The 16,346-nt window shown below is 69.9% G+C and carries 16 protein-coding genes; 10 read left to right on the top strand and 6 right to left on the bottom strand.

What is annotated here, in order from left to right; translation table 11 throughout:
• Positions 1 to 49: 49 nt before the first annotated feature.
• The gene (locus G3I56_RS29105) at positions 50 to 994 is read right to left on the bottom strand and encodes an HAD-IB family hydrolase (RefSeq protein ID WP_164414039.1); all 945 of its coding nucleotides are present in this window, start codon (positions 992 to 994) and stop codon (positions 50 to 52) included.
• Positions 995 to 1,142: 148 nt separating this feature from the next.
• On the opposite strand from G3I56_RS29105, the gene G3I56_RS29100 reads away from it, so the two are divergent.
• From G3I56_RS29100 to hemB, 6 genes are all read left to right on the top strand, one after another.
• Positions 1,143 to 1,418, top strand: coding sequence for a glutaredoxin family protein (locus tag G3I56_RS29100; RefSeq protein ID WP_164414037.1), 276 nt, complete (start codon positions 1,143 to 1,145; stop codon positions 1,416 to 1,418).
• Between the two features lie 346 nt (positions 1,419 to 1,764).
• Positions 1,765 to 2,565: a redox-sensing transcriptional repressor Rex gene (locus tag G3I56_RS29095; RefSeq protein ID WP_164414035.1), complete on the top strand. Its 801-nt coding sequence runs from the start codon at positions 1,765 to 1,767 to the stop codon at positions 2,563 to 2,565.
• A complete protein-coding gene (locus G3I56_RS29090; RefSeq protein WP_164414033.1) occupies positions 2,562 to 4,385 on the top strand; it encodes a glutamyl-tRNA reductase in 1,824 nt (607 codons plus the stop codon). Before G3I56_RS29095 ends, G3I56_RS29090 begins: the two co-directional genes overlap by 4 nt.
• Positions 4,382 to 5,362, top strand: coding sequence for a hydroxymethylbilane synthase (gene hemC / locus G3I56_RS29085; RefSeq protein ID WP_164414031.1), 981 nt, complete (start codon positions 4,382 to 4,384; stop codon positions 5,360 to 5,362). The genes G3I56_RS29090 and hemC overlap by 4 nt, the downstream gene beginning before the upstream one ends.
• On the top strand, positions 5,359 to 7,065 hold the full coding sequence (locus G3I56_RS29080; RefSeq protein ID WP_164414029.1) for a bifunctional uroporphyrinogen-III C-methyltransferase/uroporphyrinogen-III synthase: 1,707 nt from the start codon (positions 5,359 to 5,361) through the stop codon (positions 7,063 to 7,065). Before hemC ends, G3I56_RS29080 begins: the two co-directional genes overlap by 4 nt.
• Before the next feature lie 225 nt (positions 7,066 to 7,290).
• On the top strand, positions 7,291 to 8,280 hold the full coding sequence (gene hemB / locus G3I56_RS29075) for a porphobilinogen synthase (protein WP_164414027.1): 990 nt from the start codon (positions 7,291 to 7,293) through the stop codon (positions 8,278 to 8,280).
• Here hemB and G3I56_RS29070 read toward each other — a convergent pair.
• On the bottom strand, positions 8,247 to 8,465 hold the full coding sequence (locus G3I56_RS29070) for a hypothetical protein (RefSeq protein WP_164413812.1): 219 nt from the start codon (positions 8,463 to 8,465) through the stop codon (positions 8,247 to 8,249). The two genes, hemB and G3I56_RS29070, sit on opposite strands and share 34 nt — an antisense overlap.
• 293 nt (positions 8,466 to 8,758) lie before the next feature.
• On the opposite strand from G3I56_RS29070, the gene G3I56_RS29065 reads away from it, so the two are divergent.
• Together G3I56_RS29065 and G3I56_RS29060 are read left to right on the top strand one after the other, a co-directional pair.
• Entirely contained in the window at positions 8,759 to 9,661 is a 903-nt protein-coding gene (locus tag G3I56_RS29065; RefSeq protein WP_164414025.1) for an SAM-dependent methyltransferase, read from the top strand.
• Between the two features lie 164 nt (positions 9,662 to 9,825).
• On the top strand, positions 9,826 to 11,085 hold the full coding sequence (locus G3I56_RS29060; RefSeq protein ID WP_164414023.1) for a PLP-dependent aminotransferase family protein: 1,260 nt from the start codon (positions 9,826 to 9,828) through the stop codon (positions 11,083 to 11,085).
• A 117-nt stretch (positions 11,086 to 11,202) separates the two neighbouring features.
• On the opposite strand, the gene G3I56_RS29055 is transcribed toward G3I56_RS29060, so the two are convergent.
• Positions 11,203 to 11,997, bottom strand: a complete 795-nt coding sequence (locus G3I56_RS29055; protein ID WP_164414021.1) for a DUF4253 domain-containing protein — start codon at positions 11,995 to 11,997, stop codon at positions 11,203 to 11,205.
• 387 nt (positions 11,998 to 12,384) lie between these two features.
• Between G3I56_RS29055 and G3I56_RS29050 the strand changes: the two genes are divergently transcribed.
• Positions 12,385 to 12,741 carry a DUF805 domain-containing protein gene (locus G3I56_RS29050; protein WP_164414019.1) on the top strand — a complete coding sequence of 119 codons (357 nt, stop codon included), beginning with the start codon at positions 12,385 to 12,387 and terminating at the stop codon, positions 12,739 to 12,741.
• 129 nt (positions 12,742 to 12,870) lie between these two features.
• Here the strand turns inward: G3I56_RS29050 and G3I56_RS29045 are convergent, their stop codons facing one another.
• From G3I56_RS29045 to G3I56_RS29035, 3 genes are read right to left on the bottom strand one after another with little or no spacing between them, the layout of a single operon-like run.
• Positions 12,871 to 13,905: a ketoacyl-ACP synthase III gene (locus tag G3I56_RS29045; protein WP_164414017.1), complete on the bottom strand. Its 1,035-nt coding sequence runs from the start codon at positions 13,903 to 13,905 to the stop codon at positions 12,871 to 12,873.
• The gene (locus G3I56_RS29040) at positions 13,902 to 15,125 is read right to left on the bottom strand and encodes a ThiF family adenylyltransferase (RefSeq protein WP_239135157.1); all 1,224 of its coding nucleotides are present in this window, start codon (positions 15,123 to 15,125) and stop codon (positions 13,902 to 13,904) included. Before G3I56_RS29040 ends, G3I56_RS29045 begins: the two co-directional genes overlap by 4 nt.
• Before the next feature lie 22 nt (positions 15,126 to 15,147).
• Positions 15,148 to 15,762 (bottom strand): helix-turn-helix transcriptional regulator, encoded by a 615-nt coding sequence (locus tag G3I56_RS29035; RefSeq protein ID WP_343240081.1) that lies wholly within the window; start codon positions 15,760 to 15,762, stop codon positions 15,148 to 15,150.
• Between the two features lie 113 nt (positions 15,763 to 15,875).
• Here G3I56_RS29035 and G3I56_RS29030 point away from each other — a divergent pair, with 113 nt between their 5' ends.
• The gene (locus G3I56_RS29030; RefSeq protein WP_164414015.1) at positions 15,876 to 16,337 is read left to right on the top strand and encodes an ATP-binding protein; all 462 of its coding nucleotides are present in this window, start codon (positions 15,876 to 15,878) and stop codon (positions 16,335 to 16,337) included.
• Positions 16,338 to 16,346 lie beyond the last annotated feature (9 nt).

Genomic DNA, 16,346 nt, shown 5'->3' with positions numbered 1-16,346 from the left:
GCACGGCGGGGCGAATGATTGTTTCTTCGCCCTCGCCGCCCCTGCCGGGTCAGCGGCGGCGGCGGTGGAGGGCGATGGCCGCCGCCGTGCCGCCGGCCACCGCTCCTACGCCGGCTGCCGCCGGGATGCCGACCTTCGCCGCCTTGCGGGCGGTGCGGTAGTCCCGTAGGCGCCAGTCCAGGTGGCGGGCGTGCTTGCGGAGCTTGGCGTCCGGGTTGATCGCGTAGGGGTGGCCGACCAGGGAGAGCATGGGGATGTCGTTGTGCGAGTCGCTGTACGCCGCGCAACGGGTCAGGTCCAGGTCCTCCGCCGTCGCCAGGGCGCGTACCGCCTCCGCCTTGGCCGGGCCGTGCAGGGGTTCGCCCACCAGCTTGCCCGTGTACACGCCGTCCACCGACTCCGCGACGGTGCCCAGCGCGCCCGTCAGGCCGAGGCGGCGGGCGATGACCGTGGCGATCTCGACCGGGGCCGCCGTCACCAGCCACACCTTCTGGCCCGCGTCCAGGTGCGCCTGGGCCAGAGCGCGCGTGCCCGGCCAGATGCGCTCGGCCATGTACTCGTCGTAGATCTCCTCGCCGATCGACATCAGTTCGGCGACGCGGTGGCCCTTGACGATGGAGAGCGCGGAGTCCCGGGCGTCCTGCATGTGCTCGGGGTCCTCGATGCCGGCCAGCCTGAACCACGCCTGCTGCCAGGCGAACCGGTAGAGGTCGCGGGACTCGAAGAACTTCCGCTTGTACAGGCCCCGGCCGAAGTGGAAGATCGCGGCGCCCTGCATCACGGTGTTGTCGAGGTCGAAGAAGGCGGCGGCCCTGACATCACCGAGGACGGGGAACGCGGGTTCCTCGGCGGCGCCCGGCAGTTCCGGCGCGGGCGTCAGTTCCTCCAGCTCCTGGGAGGACTTGCGCGCTGCCTCCGCCGAGGCCTCGCCTGCCAACACGCTCCGCGCCGTGGCGGAGCGCCTACGGGGAGTGAGCCATCCGAGAGCGGCCATGGCGTGAGCATAGCCAGTTTGTTCGGTGCTTCCGGAGTCGAGAGGTTTGGAGGTTGTGAACTCTCCGCGACCGCACAGTTAAAGAAGCGGTCCGGGGGCTGTGCCGGGACGTCGGACAGCTCCTCGGCAGGCGCGGGACAATGGGTTCATGGGTCCCCTCTTTCGGCGCGTCGAGCGTCGTACGCCACAGTCCCGGCTCGTCACTCTCATCCGGAAGCCCGGTTGTCATTTGTGTGATGACGCACAGGGGGTTGTCGAGAAGGTGTGTGCCGATCTTGGGGTGCCGTGGGAACAGAAGGACATCACTCAGGACGAAGAACTCAACCGTGAGTACTGGGAACAGATCCCCGTCGTGCTCATCGACGGCGCCCAGCACACGTTCTGGCGCGTCAGCGAAGAACGTCTTCGCAAAGCCCTCACATAGATTCCCGATGGATTACCGAGTGGTCGAGTTCCGACCAAGTGCTGACCGAGCAGTCCAAGTGGTCCGGAAAGTCGCTTAGGATCGAGTGCGGTTCAGATCTCGGGGGCGGGATTCATGAGGAGTGTGTGAGGTTTTGCCCCCGAACGGTGCCTGTGACGGCGAGGGACAACGGTGCTTGTGCGCCGGTTCCATACGCGTGCGACAGGGGTGCGTGACCCCGGTCACGTTGGGTGGGCAAATCGGACACCATCTTTGTGCACGCGTTCACAAAGACATAGCCTGCATTCGACGGGGCGGTCCAGGAACGTGTGACCGCCTGCAGCCCCGCGCTACCCGCAGGAGCACCGTGGCAACTGGCCGAACTCACCGAACGGCGACCCGCAGCCGAGGGATTCCCGAGGCCACCGTCGCCAGGCTTCCGCTGTACCTCCGTGCGCTGACCGGACTGTCGGAGCGCTCGGTACCCACTGTCTCCTCCGAGGAACTGGCAGCCGCCGCGGGCGTCAACTCCGCGAAGCTGCGCAAGGACTTCTCCTACCTGGGCTCCTATGGGACGCGTGGTGTGGGGTACGACGTCGAGTATCTCGTCTATCAGATCTCGCGTGAGCTGGGCCTGACCCAGGACTGGCCGGTAGTGATCGTCGGCATCGGTAATCTCGGCGCCGCCCTCGCGAACTACGGCGGCTTCGCCTCCCGTGGATTCCGCGTGGCCGCCCTCATCGACGCCGATCCCGACATGGCGGGAAAGCCCGTCGCCGGTATTCCGGTGCAGCACTCGGATGATCTGGAAAGGATCATCGCGGACAACGGTGTGTCCATTGGCGTTATCGCCACCCCCGCCGGTGCCGCTCAGCCCGTGTGCGAACGACTCGTCGCCGCCGGGGTGACCTCCATTCTCAACTTCGCGCCCACCGTGCTGACCGTCCCGGACGGTGTCGACGTACGCAAGGTCGATCTCAGCATCGAGCTGCAGATCCTCGCCTTCCACGAGCAGCGTAAGGCGGGCGAGGTGGCCGACGCCGCCGCCGCTGCCGCCGAAGCCTTGGCGGACGGCACCGCCCCGGTGGTCGCGGCCACGGTGCGGGGCGGCAGTGGTGGTCGTGGCAAAGGACCTGACGGGGACGTTCCCGCCGTGATGCCGGCATGAGTCTCCTCGTCGTCGGGCTGAGCCACCGCAGCGCTCCCGTGAGCCTTCTCGAGCGCGTCGCGCTGTCCCAGGACGCGCAGATCAAGTTGCTTCAGGACACCGTCGCCACCGAGCCGGCCACCGAGGCCGCGCTGCTCGCCACCTGCAACCGCATCGAGCTGTACGCGGACGTGGACAAGTTCCACGCGGGTGTCGCCGAGCTGTCGACGCTGCTCGCCCAGCACAGCGGGGTGGGGCTCGACGAACTCACCCCGTACCTGTACGTGCACTACGAGGACCGGGCCGTCCACCACCTGTTCTCCGTGGCCTGCGGGCTCGACTCCATGGTCGTCGGCGAGGGGCAGGTCCTCGGGCAGATCAAGGACTCGCTCGCGCTCTCCCAGGATCTGCACTCCGCCGGCCGGCTGCTGAACGACCTGTTCCAGCAGGCCCTGCGGGTCGGCAAGCGCGCCCACTCCGAGACCGGCATCGACCGGGCCGGACAGTCCCTGGTCACCTTCGGGCTCCAGCAGCTGGCCGGGGGGAGGGGATCCGGGGTTGCCGGCGGGTCGGTCGAATCCTGGGCCGCGGGCAAGAAAGCCCTGGTCATCGGTGCCGGGTCGATGTCCTCACTGGCCGCCGCCACGCTCGCGCGGCTCGGGGTCGCCGAGATCGTCGTCGCCAACCGCACGGCGGACCGGGCCGAGCGGCTCGCGCAGATCATCAACGAGAACAGCGAGAACAGTCAGTACGAGGGTTCCGGAGCCGGCGGTCACGAGGGTGGCGCGGTGTCCGTGTCCGCCCGTGCGGTGCCGATCGAATCGGTGCCCTTCGAGCTGACACGTGCCGATATAGCCGTTTCCTGTACGGGCGCGACCGGGCTGGTCCTCACCGCCGAGATCATCGCGGCGGCCGTCGAGGGCCGGGTGCCGACGGACGAGGCCGGGCTGTCCTCTCGTACGGCCTCGCAGGGTGACGTACGAGACGTGCGAGGGGTTCTGCCGCCCACCAGCATCGGTACCGACGACGGCTGTCCGCTGGATCTCTCCGCCGGGCAGGCCGTGCAGGAGTCGGCCGGGTTCTCGGTGATGGGCGAGGCCGCCGTCGCCGGGATGGACGCGGCGACGCTGGAACAGCACGCCGCCTGGGTGGACAACGGGACTGTCGACCGGCGGGAAGCTGCCCGGCGTACGCCGGACGACGACCGTGAGCTGATCGCCGCGCTCGCCCTGACCGCCGCCACCCTCGGGCGCATTCCCGAGCAGCGGCGCCCCGAGATGCCGGCCGGTGTGCCGCGGCCCCCGGCCGTGCTCTGGCTTCTCGACCTCGCCATGCCCCGGGACGTCGACGCCGCCGCGCACCGGCTGGCCGGAGTGCGGCTGGTGGACATCGAGTCGCTGGCCGAGGCCTCGGCGGACGTCCCGATGGCGGCCGACGTGGACCAGGTCCGGCGGATCGTCGCCGACGAGGTCGCGGCCTTCGGGGCAGCCCTGCGGGCCGCGCACATCACCCCCACCGTCGTCGCTCTGCGCGCCATGGCCGCCGATGTCGTCGCCGGTGAGATCGCCCGCCTCGACGGGCGGCTGCCCGGGCTCGACGAGAAGCATCGGGCCGAGATCACGCAGACCGTACGGCGCGTGGTCGACAAACTGCTGCACGCGCCGACCGTACGGGTCAAGCAGCTCGCGGCCGAGCCCGGCGGCGCCGGGTACGCGGACGCGCTGCGCACCCTGTTCGACCTCGACCAGGAGACGGTCGCCTCCGTGTCCCGGGCGGACCAGGCCGACGAGAACGCAGACCAGAACGCATGGACGAACGCCGGAAGCCGAGGGCGAGCATGAGTGAGCCAGTACAAGGGGCGCTGAGACTTGGGACCAGGCGAAGTCAACTCGCCCTGGCCCAGTCCAGACAGGTCGCCGACGCCGTGCATCGGCTGACCGGGCGGCCCGTCGAGCTCGTGGAGATCACGACGTACGGCGACGTGTCCCGCGAGGACCTCGCCCAGATCGGCGGCACGGGCGTCTTCGTGACCGCGCTGCGGGACGCGTTGCTGCGCGGGGAGGTCGACTTCGCGGTGCACTCGCTGAAGGACCTGCCGACCGCGCAGCCCGACGACCTGGTGCTGGCCGCCGTACCGGAGCGCGAGGATCCGCGTGACGTACTGGTGGCGCGCGACGAGCTGAAGTTCACCGACCTGCCGCGCGGCGCGCGGGTCGGGACGGGCTCGACGCGGCGCACCGCCCAGCTGAACTCGTACGCGCGTGCCCACGACCTGGACATCGAGGTCGTACCGGTCCGGGGGAACGTCGACACCCGGATCGGGTTCGTGCGCAGTGGTGAGCTGGATGCGGTGGTGCTGGCCGCGGCCGGCCTCAACCGCATCGGGCGCGCCGACGAGGTGACCGACTTCCTGTCGGTCGACATGGTTCTGCCTGCCCCTGGCCAAGGGGCCCTGGCGATCGAGTGCAGAGCGGGGAACACCTCCCGCGACTCTGACCTGATCGCGGCACTCGGCGAGCTCGACGACCCGGACACCCGGGCCGCCGTGACCGCCGAACGGTCACTGCTCGCCGCCCTGGAGGCCGGTTGCAGCGCCCCTGTGGGCGCGCTGGCCGACCTGCTGGCCGACGGGCAGATTGTCAAGGAGATGCGCCTGCGCGGCGTCGTCGGCACGACCGACGGCTCGACGCTGGTGCAGCTGTCCACCACCGGTCCCGTGCCCGAGACGTACGACCAAGCAATGGCGCTCGGCCGTGTACTCGCAGCCGAGATGCTTGCCAAGGGCGCGGCCGGTCTGATGGGGGAGCGAGCACAGTGAGCCCCACCAACCTTCCCGCCGGTCCGGACCATGGGCACGTCACCTTTCTCGGTGCCGGACCCGGGGATCCGGGACTACTGACTCTGCGCGCCGTCGAGGCGCTGGCGGTCGCGGACGTACTGGTCGCCGAGCACGAGGTGCTCGACGTCGTACGCCCACACGCCAGACAAGGCGTCGCCGAGCTCAACACCGAATTGGACACGCCTATTGGCAGCACGTATCCAGGCACAGGCACGCCTCAACTAACGGTTGTTGACGGCGCGTCAACGACCGCTGGTGTACCCGCTGTGCGGGATGCCGCACATCTTGTCATGGAGGCCGCACGGGGCGGCAGGCGGGTCGTGCGTGCGGTGTCCGGGGATCCCGGGCTCGACGCGTACGCCGCCGGGGAGATGCTGGCGTGCGTTCGCGCCGGTGTCCCGTTCGAGGTGGTCCCGGGTGTCGCGGCGGCCGTGGGCGTGCCCGCGTACGCGGGTGTGCCGCTGCGGGACGCGCAGGGCGCGGACGTCCGGTTCGTGGACGCCCGTACGGCGTCGGACCGCTGCTGGACCGAGGTCGGGGCGTCCGACGGGACGGTCGTCGTCTCCACGACGCTCGACTCGGTTGCCGCCGCCGCGGGTGAGCTGGTCGCGGCCGGGCGCAAGCCCGACACTCCGCTGACCGTGACGATCGCCGGGACCACGACGCGTCAGCGGACCTGGTCGGCCACGCTGGGGACCATCGCCCAGACGTTCAAGCAAGGCAAGGTGCTCCCGTCCCCCGACGGTGGCCGGCCCGTGATAGCCGTGGTCGGTGAGCGGTTCGCCGCCGCTCAGCGCGAGCAGCTGTCGTGGTTCGAGAACAAGCCGCTGTTCGGGTGGCGGGTGCTGGTGCCGCGTACCAAGGAGCAGTCGGCGTCGCTCTCCGACCAACTGCGGTCCTACGGGGCCGTGCCGCACGAGGTGCCGACGATCGCCGTCGAGCCGCCGAGAACTCCGCAGCAGATGGAGCGGGCGGTCAAGGGGCTGGTCACGGGCCGTTATGAGTGGATCGCTTTCACCTCGGTGAACGCGGTGAAGGCGGTTCGTGAGAAGTTCGAGGAGTACGGGCTCGACGCCCGTGCCTTCGCCGGGATCAAGGTCGCCGCTGTGGGTGACCAGACCGCCAAGGCGCTGGTCGCGTTCGGCGTGAAGCCCGATCTGGTGCCCAGTGGCGAGCAGTCGGCTGCCGGGTTGCTCGACGACTGGCCTCCCTACGACCCGGTCTTCGATCCGATCGACCGCGTTTTCCTGCCCCGGGCCGACATCGCCACCGAGACGCTGGTGGCCGGGCTCATCGAGTTGGGCTGGGAGGTCGACGACGTCACGGCCTATCGGACCGTGCGGGCGTCGCCGCCGCCGCAGGAGACCCGGGAGGCGATCAAGGGGGGTGGCTTCGACGCCGTTCTCTTCACGTCGTCGTCCACCGTGCGGAACCTGGTGGGGATCGCGGGCAAGCCTCACAACGTGACGGTGATCGCGTGTATCGGGCCTGCCACGGCGAAGACCGCCGAGGAGCATGGGCTGCGGGTCGATGTGATGGCTCCGGAGCCGTCCGTGCACAAGTTGGCCGAGGCGTTGGCGGACTTCGGGTTGCGGCGGAGGGCTTCCGCCGTGGAGTCGGGGGATCCGGTCACCCGGCCCAGTGAGCGGCGGCCGGGGGCTCGGCGGAGGCGGACGACTTAGTCCGGGGGCTCGGCGGAGGCGGACGACTTAGTCCGGGGTGCGGTGGGGGCGGCGGTGGGTTGGTTTCGCCCCCGCCGCCCCTTCCCGTCCCGTCCTGTTCCTGGGGGCTGCGCCCCCAGACCCCCCTTCGGCCCTGAAGGCCTCGTCCTCAAACGCCGGACGGGCTGAAATGCCCCCGACGCCGCGTCGGTAAAGGGGGACGTGGGGCGGGCGTAGCGTGTTGGTATGTCGAAGTACGGATCCTTTCCCGGTGCGCGTCCTCGGCGGCTGCGTACCTTGCCTGTCATGCGGCGCATGGTCGCCGAGACCCGGCTGCATCCCGCCGACTTCATCCTTCCCGCCTTCGTGCGGGAAGGGGTGACTGAGCCCGTTCCGATCTCCGCGATGCCCGGGGTCTTCCAGCACACGCGGGACAGTCTGAAGAAGGCTGCCGTGGACGCCGTGGCGGCCGGGGTCTCCGGGATCATGCTCTTCGGGGTGCCCGAGGAGGGGAAGAAGGACGCCCTCGGGACCCCCGGTACCGATCCGGACGGGATTCTCCAGGTCGCCATCCGTGATGTGCGGGCCGAGGTGGGGGACGAGCTGCTCGTCATGTCCGACCTCTGTCTCGACGAGACCACCGATCACGGGCACTGCGGGGTCCTGGACGCGGAAGGGCGCGTCGACAACGACGCCACCCTGGAGCGGTACGCCGAGATGGCCCAGGTGCAGGCTGACGCGGGGGCCCATGTCGTGGGTCCCAGCGGGATGATGGACGGGCAGATCGGGGTCGTTCGCGATGCCCTTGATCAGATCGGGCGCGAGGACGTCGCCATCCTCGCCTACACCGCCAAGTACTCGTCCGCCTTCTACGGGCCCTTCCGGGAAGCCGTCGGCTCCTCGCTGAAGGGGGACCGGAAGACGTATCAGCAGGACCCCGCCAACGTCCGGGAGTCGCTGAGGGAGCTGGCGCTCGACCTGGAGGAGGGCGCCGACATGGTCATGGTGAAGCCCGCCGGGCCCTATCTCGACATCCTCGCCCGCGTCGCCGACGCCGTGGACGTACCTGTCGTCGCCTATCAGATCTCCGGCGAGTACTCGATGGTCGAGGCCGCGGCGGAGAAGGGCTGGGTCGACCGGGAGCGGGCCATCCTGGAGACCCTGACCGGGATCAAGCGCGCCGGCGCGCAGAACATCCTCACCTACTGGGCCACCGAGGCCGCCCGTATGGTGTGAGCCCCTCCGACTCCGAGGGCGGGTCCCGTGCCGGACGCGTGTCCGGGTTCGGAATTCGCGGACGACGATGACGGGCCCTCGTCCCGTACGCCCTCGCCGTCCTCGCACGCCGTGAGTGTGGTGAGCGCGACGAGCGCGATTGCCGTGGCGGCGAACAGGCGCGTACGGGAGGTGCGTACGGACATGGGTGTGCCCTTTCGGAGGGGAAGGGGAGGGGAGGGTGACGGTGCCTCTCGGCTGGCAACAGCTTGTGCCGTGACCCGTCCCAGCACCATGTTTCGCGGCGAATCTGGGACGCCTGTCGGTGGACCACCGCGCTGACCTGCGGTGATGGTGTTCCGTTCCGGGATGGTCCGGGACGGCGGGAGCCTGTTCCGGGACGGTCCGACGGTCGATTTTCGAATATCAACTGCGGTCGCCAGCTAGGTTGTTGTCCGTTGAAGAGGTTTGGACACCAGGCTCCCCATGGAGAGGCCACATGAGCGGCGATGCTCTCAGTCAGGACCCCGCCGAACTGAGAAGGAGGATCGACACCACCAAGGCCCACCCGGCCCGGGTCTACGACGTCTTCCTCGGCGGCAAGGACAACTACGAGGCCGACCGCAACGCGGCCGCCGCAGCGCTCGCCGCCAATCCGCGCGGATACCTGGACGTCCGGCACAACCGCGACTTCATGCGCCGCGCCGTGACCGCCATGGCGACGGACGAGGGCGTCCGCCAGTTCCTCGACATCGGCACCGGCCTGCCCACGCAGGACAACGTCCACCAGATCGCCCAGCGCATCGCCCCCGACACCCGGGTCGTGTACGTCGACAACGACCCGATCGTCCTCGCCCATGCGCGCGCCCTGCTCACCAGCGGGCCGGAGGGCCGCACCGACTACATCGACGCCGACCTGGCCGACCCGGCCCAGATCCTCGAACACGCCCGCAAGACCCTCGACTTCGACCAGCCGATCGCGCTCGTCCTCGCGGCGGTCCTGCACTTCGTGGCCGAGCCGGAGGCGTACGACATCGTGCGCGACCTGGTCGACGCGCTGCCCTCCGGGAGCCGGCTCGTCCTCAGTCACCTCACCGAGGACCTGAATCCCGAGAACATCCGCGCGGTCCAACGGACGTACACCGAGCGCGGGTTCACCTTCGTGCTGCGCTCCAGGGCCGAGGTGGAACGCTTCTTCGAGGAGAACGGGCTCACCCTCGACGAGCCGGATGTCGTGCCCGCCCACCACTGGCGTCCCGACGATGGTGCGCCGGTCCCGGAGCAGGTCGACGCCGCGTACTTCGACTCCCTGGACGACATCGAAAAGGTCCGCTACCGCGACATCAACGACGTCACGGACGCGGACATCAACGTGTACGCGGCGAGTGGCCGAAAGGCCTGAAGGCGTATGGCCTGAAGGTGCACGGGCTGAAGGCGTAGAGGTTGAAGGCGTAGGGGTTGCATTCGGCTCGGGCGTCCGGATGGTGAAAAGCGGTTGTAGGCGGCATGCATTTCCCTAGGGTGTGGGCAGGAGCCGTATCGCCCGCCCGCCTGAAGGAGCCGCACATGACAGCCCCTGCGACAGCCCCGGCGACAGCAACTTCCGCTTCCGCTTCCGCTTCCGCCTCCGTGCCCGCGTTCGCCGCGCGGGTACGGGCGGTCGGCGGGTCGGCCGTAAGGGACATCCTGGCCGTCACCGCGCGGCCCGAGGTGATCAACTTCGCGGGCGGGCTGCCCGCACCCGAGTTGTTCGACGCGGAGGGCGTGGCCGCCGCGTTCCGGGACGTGTTCGCGGACACGCCCGCGCGGGCCCTGCAGTACGCCACGACCGAGGGCGAGCCGGCCCTGCGTGAGGCGCTCGCCCGGCGGCACACCGCACGCGGTCTGCCCACCGACGCCGACGAGCTCCTCGTCACCACCGGTTCCCAGCAGGCGCTGTCGCTGCTCGCCACCGCACTGATCGACCCCGGGGACGTCGTCCTCGTCGAAAACCCCTGCTATCTCGCGGCACTTCAGGTGTTCGGGCTGGCGGGCGCGCGGGTGATCGCCGTCCCCGGGGACGAGGACGGGATCACTCCGGGGGCGCTGGAGGAACTGGTCGTCCGGCACCGGCCCAAGCTGCTCTACACCGTGCCCAACTTCCGGAATCCGACCGGGCAGACCATGCCGGGCGAGCGCCGGGCCGCCGTGGCGGAGGTCGCCGCGCGGCTCGGGCTGTGGATCGTCGAGGACGATCCGTACGGCGAGCTGCGCTTCGAGGGTGAGCGCGTGCCGTGGATCGCGTCCTGTCCGGGCGCGGAGGATCGTACGGTCCTGCTCGGCTCCTTCTCCAAGGTCATGGCGCCAGGACTGCGGCTGGGCTGGCTGCGGGCACCGGCGGACTTGCTGCGCGCGTGCACCGTCGCCAAGCAGGCCGCCGACCTGCACACCCCGACCGTCAACCAGCTCGCCGCGGCTCGGTACCTGGCCGACCGGGACCTGGACGCCCATGTGCGGCGGGTGGCCCGCGTCTACGGGGAGCGGCGCGACGCCATGCTCGACGGCATCGGGGACGCGCTCCCGGAGGGCTCGACCTGGACCCGTCCCGAGGGCGGCATGTTCCTCTGGGCCCGGCTGCCGGAGTCGTACGACACCGCTGCCCTGTTCCGGGGGGTGGTGGAGCGGGGTGTCGCGTACGTCCCGGGGGCGCCCTTCTTCGTGGGCGGGCCTGACCGGGCGGACCAGGTGGACAGGGCGGGCCGGGCGACGATGCGGTTGTGCTTCGTCACCCAGACTCCGGACGAGATCGGGGAAGGGCTGCGGCGGTTGGGAGCGGGGTTGCGGTAGCAGTTCGTTCGGTGCGGGTGCGTCGTGGCTGGTCGCGCCCGTGCGGCGGAGCCGCATGTCGACACGGCCCCGCGCCCCTTTGGGCGCGTCACCTTCGGCGCGTGTTGCCAAGTTCGGTCAGTCCCACCAGAAGGACCAGGTCTGTTTGGCCAGCAGTTCGTGTTCGGCGTAGGCGCGCAGGGTGGGGTGGGCGCCCTGCGTGATGTTGTCCGGGCAGAACGCGAAGTGTTCGGCGGCTGTCGCTTCGGCCTCGGCGAGGGTGGCCGGCGGGGCCGCCACGGACAGCACCAGCTGGTTGAAGGTGAGCGCCAGGACCCGTATGCCGAAGCGGTCCTCCCAGGAGCGGAGTACCGCGCAGAGGCGGGCCGTGTCGCTCTCGTAGTTCACGGGGCCCGACCAGCCGATGGCGGCGGGGATGTCGGCGGAACGGCGGGCGGGGACGAGGGCGAGGCGCGGTTCCTTGAAGGAGGAGCCGGGGGAGAGGAGCGAGTCGGCCAGTTGGGCGGCCAGGTCGTCTGCCCGCCTGGCGTCGGTGCCCATGGCAGCGGGGGCCAGGCCTGGCCAGGTCTCGTCCTGTGCCGCGTACTCCTCCCAGAACCCGGTGAGGACCTCCTCGGGGTCGTGGTCCCCGGGGTAGGAGGTGTCGGCGGGGATCAACTCCCAGTCCTGCGGCCCGCCTTGGCCGCCGCCCACCTCTATGACCACCGGGAGGAGCCCGACGGGCCGGCCCGCGCTGTGGTGCGTGGTCCAGTCGCCGGGGGCGGAGGGCGCGTCGGCGTGCCAGAGGAGGGGCTCGTGCCACGGGCCCTCGTCCGTCGCGTCGATCAGCCTCCCGGCGGGGAGGGCGAGGCCGAGTGCGCTGCCGGTCGGGTCGGCCGCGAGGTGGGGCAGCGGGTTGGGAAGCGTCGCCATGCCGGTGACTGTAGGGCCTGCCACTGACACTGCCTCAGGCGCTGGGTTCAGCAGGGGCTGGGAGGGCTGGCGGGCAACGGTTCGAGATCGGTCCGGTGTCGGCGCGGCCTCGAACGTGCGTCGGACTGGCGTAGAACTGGCAATGGATCGGCGACCGGACGAGCACGATGCCGTGAACGGCGGGATGTTGAGCCGTCGTCGTCGATAATCTTGCGTGGATCTGTCCTGAAATTTGCGGCCGGGAGTCGCTTTTGCTCGGTGCAGTAAGCAGATTTATGCCCGTGACCTGCAGCGATTAACCCTATTGACGAGTTCCCGTCAGTATCCGTAACTTCTCCCCTTGGCCTGATCCGCTCGGCGGGCTCACATCGTTCCCTGGGGGATCCCATGAACTACTTCATCGAGGCGCTCAAGAAGTACGCGGTGTTCAGCGGGCGTGCGCGCCGCAAGGAATACTGGATGTTCGCGCTGTTCTACATGATCATCGCCATCGTGGTGGTGATCATCGAAGCCGCCATCGGCGGGCAGATCCTCAGCATCCTGCTCACCGTGGCGTTCTTCCTGCCCGGTCTGGGTGTCACCGTGCGCCGACTGCACGACACCGGCCGCTCGGGCTGGTGGGTCCTGTTCGCGCTCGTCCCGCTCGTCGGCAGCATCACGCTGATCGTCTTCATGTGCCTCGACGGTGAGCAGGGCGAGAACAAGTACGGCTACAACCCCAAGCTCGCACCCTCGTACGCCTGACGTTCGCACCGAGGGCATCGTCCCCGTGCCCTGGCCGCCCGGTTTCCTCTCCGGGCGGCCTTCGCGTTCTCCGGGCCCATGGCGATCAGGCCTGGCGCAGGTCCTGATCAGGTTCTGATCAGGTCCTGATCAGGCTTGGCGCAGGCAGAGGGTGCCCCAGTGGAAGCCGGCGCCGATGGCGCACATGACGTAGGTGTCTCCGGGGCGGAGCCGGCCGGCGGTGGTGGTGTGGTGCAGGGCGGTGAACAGGCCGGCGGCGCCTGTGTTGCCGAGCCGGTCGAGGGTGATGGGAGCCCGGTCGGCAGGGATGTCCAGGCGGCGGAGGGTCTCCTGGAGGATGTTGATGTTGGCCTGGTGGAAGAAGTAGTGGTCGACCTCGGTGGGGGCCAGGCCTGCCTGGCGGGTGGCGCTGGTGACGCTCTCGGGGAGGCGGGTGGTCGCGGTCTCCCACACGGCCGGTCCGTCCATGGAGACGTAGTGGGCTCCGGCGGCGACCGTGTCCGCGGTGGTGGGGAGGCGGGAGCCGCCCCCGGGGATCTGGACGGCGTAGGACAGTTTCGAGCCGATGTCGTACGAGAGCAGTCCGGCTCCGGCGGTCTCGGCGCGGGTGAGCACCACCGCGGCAGCGGCGTCGCCGAAGAAGACTCCTCCGGTGCGGTCCGTGGGGCGGATGACGCGGGAGGCGCAGTCGGCGCCGATGACGAGCACGGTGCTGATGGAAGGATTCTGCAGGAGGTGGGCCGCCAGCAGCACGGCGTGCACGCCGGAGGCGCAGGCGGCCTGGGCGACGTCCAGGGCGAGGGCCCTGGTGGCGCCGAGGGCGCTTTTGACGATGGCCGAGGTGGAGGGCAGGGGCTGGTCGGCGGTGTAGCTGGCCACGATGACCGCGTCCAGGTCCGCAGGCGTGAGCCGGGCGGCTTCGAGGGCGGGGCGGGCGGCGGCCACGCACATGTCGGAGGTGGCCAGTTCGGGTGCCAGCCGCCGGCGTTCACGGATCCCGGTGCGGGCCGTGATCCATTCGTCGCTCGTCCGGAGGTTCCGGGTGAGGTCCTTGTTGGTCACGATCTTCGGGGGCAGGTGCAGGCCGGTGCCGGCGACCGCGAAGGGGACCGGCAGTCCGGCGCCGGTGTGGGTGTCTGTGGTCAGCTCGCAGGCCAGGGTCATGCCAGGGTGCTCCGGTCGGCAGAGGTGAGGAGTTCCAGGTCGGTGTAGAACCGGCCCGAGGGGCGGGGCAGGCCCAGCAGGATGCGACGGGCGGCTTCCGCGGTCAGCGCACCGCCGAGCGCGACGCCCGAGGCGAGCTGGGGCCAGCTGCTGAGGGTGGTGCCGATCTGCGGGACGGCGGCGGCCAGTTCGGGACTGATGCGCTCCCGGTCGACCATGGTGAGGATGACGTCGACCGTCTCCTCGAAGGTGAGGTCGGTCAGGTCGCCGGAGGTGGTGTCGCCGAGCAGGCCGTGGAGCAGGGGCCGGTCGGGTTCGAGGTCGAATCGTTCGACGTCCAGCAGTCCTCGGTCGTTCGCGTCCATGACGACCGGGATACGCAGGGCGCGGGCACGCTCGCGGGCGGCGACCTTCACGTAGGGGGTGTCGCACTCCTCGACGAGGAGGTCGATGGGGCCCGTGCCGCCGGTGAAGAACTCCTCCATCGTGGCGTCGGTCAGACCGCCGGAGTAGATCTCGATGTCCAGCCAGGGGTCGATCTCCAGCATCTGGCGGGCCGCGATCACGCACTTGTTCAGACCCAGGTGGTGCACGCCCGCGCGCAGCCGGTTCAGGTTGGAGACGCTGAGGGTGTCGAAGTCGGCGAGCTTGAACGCGCCTCCGATGCCCTCCATGGCGAAGGTCAGGGCCGCGCTGCCGCCGACCGACAGCCCGATGATTCCCACGCGCTTCCCCAGCAGCCGTCGCTGTTCGGGGCGTTCGATCCGGCCCCGGTTGCGGTCGGTGCGCACCAGCCGGAACTCCTCGCGGGGCAGCAGGTGGACCAGCCGCCCCGACCACGGGTACCAGGCCCAGGTCCCGTACTCGCGCGGCGCGATCCCGCCCAGCTGTTCCGCCACGGCCCGCTCGACGGCTTCGGGCGAGGTGCGCAGGACGGGCTCGCGGCTGGTGACCAGTTCCCTCAGCTGGTCATCGATGGTGTCCATGACCTGGCGGACGGCGCCGGAGTCGAGCAGCGCCTCGAAGGCCTGCCGGTCGGCGTCCCGCCCCAGGTCGTACAGCACCGGCTGCCAGCAGGCGTCGTCCGTCGCGTCGGCGACGCGGTGTACGGCGGCTTCCGTGACCGGTGCTTTCAACTCCCGGGGCCGACCCATCACATGGTCCGGGCCGAGTCCGGCCTGCCGCGCGGAGACGGTGGCGGACGGGAAGACGTCCTCCAACTGCTCGACGAGGCCGCTGTACTCACCGCCCGGGGCCGCAGCCCGGTGTCAGGCCCGGGAGTTCGGCGCATGCGCGCAGGTGGCGGAGCTGGTCGCGGCGGGTCTCCGGGCCGCCCACGCCGAGGTGTAGCACCGGCTCCCAGACGATGAAGCTCAGCGTCGGTGGACACTTGCGCTGGAGGATCTCCTGGCGCTCGATGCGGCCCGCCGTCTTGGCCTGGAGTTCGTCCTCGTCGTACGCCGGTACACGCTCGCTCATCACCGCGTACGCGTACGCCTCGGTCTGGAGCAGGCCCGGCAGGACCGCGTTGTCGTACCAGGACAGGGAGATGGCCTCGCGCTCGTGTTCCATGTACTCCTCCGCGAACAGGGGGAACTGGTCGATCTCCGGGAGTTCGGCGACCCCGGCCACCAACATCCCCTTCAGGCCGAGGAGTTGGTCGATCTGCTCCGCCAGGTCGTACATCAGGGCGCGGCGGCCCTGTTCGATCGAGGCGATCGTCTCCTCGTCGATAAGGAGCTCCTCGGCCAGCGAACGCTGCGTGTAGCCCGCCGCTTTGCGGGCCGCCTGCAACTGCTTGCCCAGCATCCTCATCGCCGAGTAGTTCTTCTTCCGCGAGCGATTTCCGTGACTCATGCCCCTCCAACTCCCCACCTCTGCCCGGCCCCGACCCTGGAGGAACCCGTACAAAAAATCTGTACGGGTTCACGGGGTGATCCACGCTAGTCACTCTCCGCGACTCTCGTCCCGTGAATGAGACGATCCAGCCCTGCCCGCTGCGCGAGAGGTTCTTCCGGCGTGAGCGTCGTTCCGTGCCCGCCGCCAGGAAGTTGGCGTACGACTTCCTCGCCGACTGGGGGCTCGCGGACACCGAGCGTGGCGATGACGTGTTGCTGTGCGTGAGTGAGCTGGCGACCAACGCGCTGCTGCACGGCGTACCGCCCGGACGGCAGTTCCTGTTGTTCCTGCGGTACGACGGGCGGATGTTGCGGGTCGCCGTGCACGACAGTGGGCCGGGGGAGCCGTTCATCGCCGAGCGGGCCGACGAGTCCCACGAGGGCGAGGGCGGGCGTGGGCTGCTGCTCGTTGCCGCGCTCAGTGACAAGTGGGGGGTCGGGGAGCGGGACCTCGGCAAGGTGGTGTGGTGCGAGTGGGAGCTGCCGATCGATGAGACACGGTCGTCGTCGCCGTCACTGTCGCGGTCGCGGTGAACGGCGGAA

This window comes from Streptomyces sp. SID12488 (assembly GCF_010548275.1).
In the GTDB taxonomy this organism is placed as follows: domain Bacteria; phylum Actinomycetota; class Actinomycetes; order Streptomycetales; family Streptomycetaceae; genus Streptomyces.
This window is presented reverse-complemented; position numbering and strand designations above follow the sequence as displayed.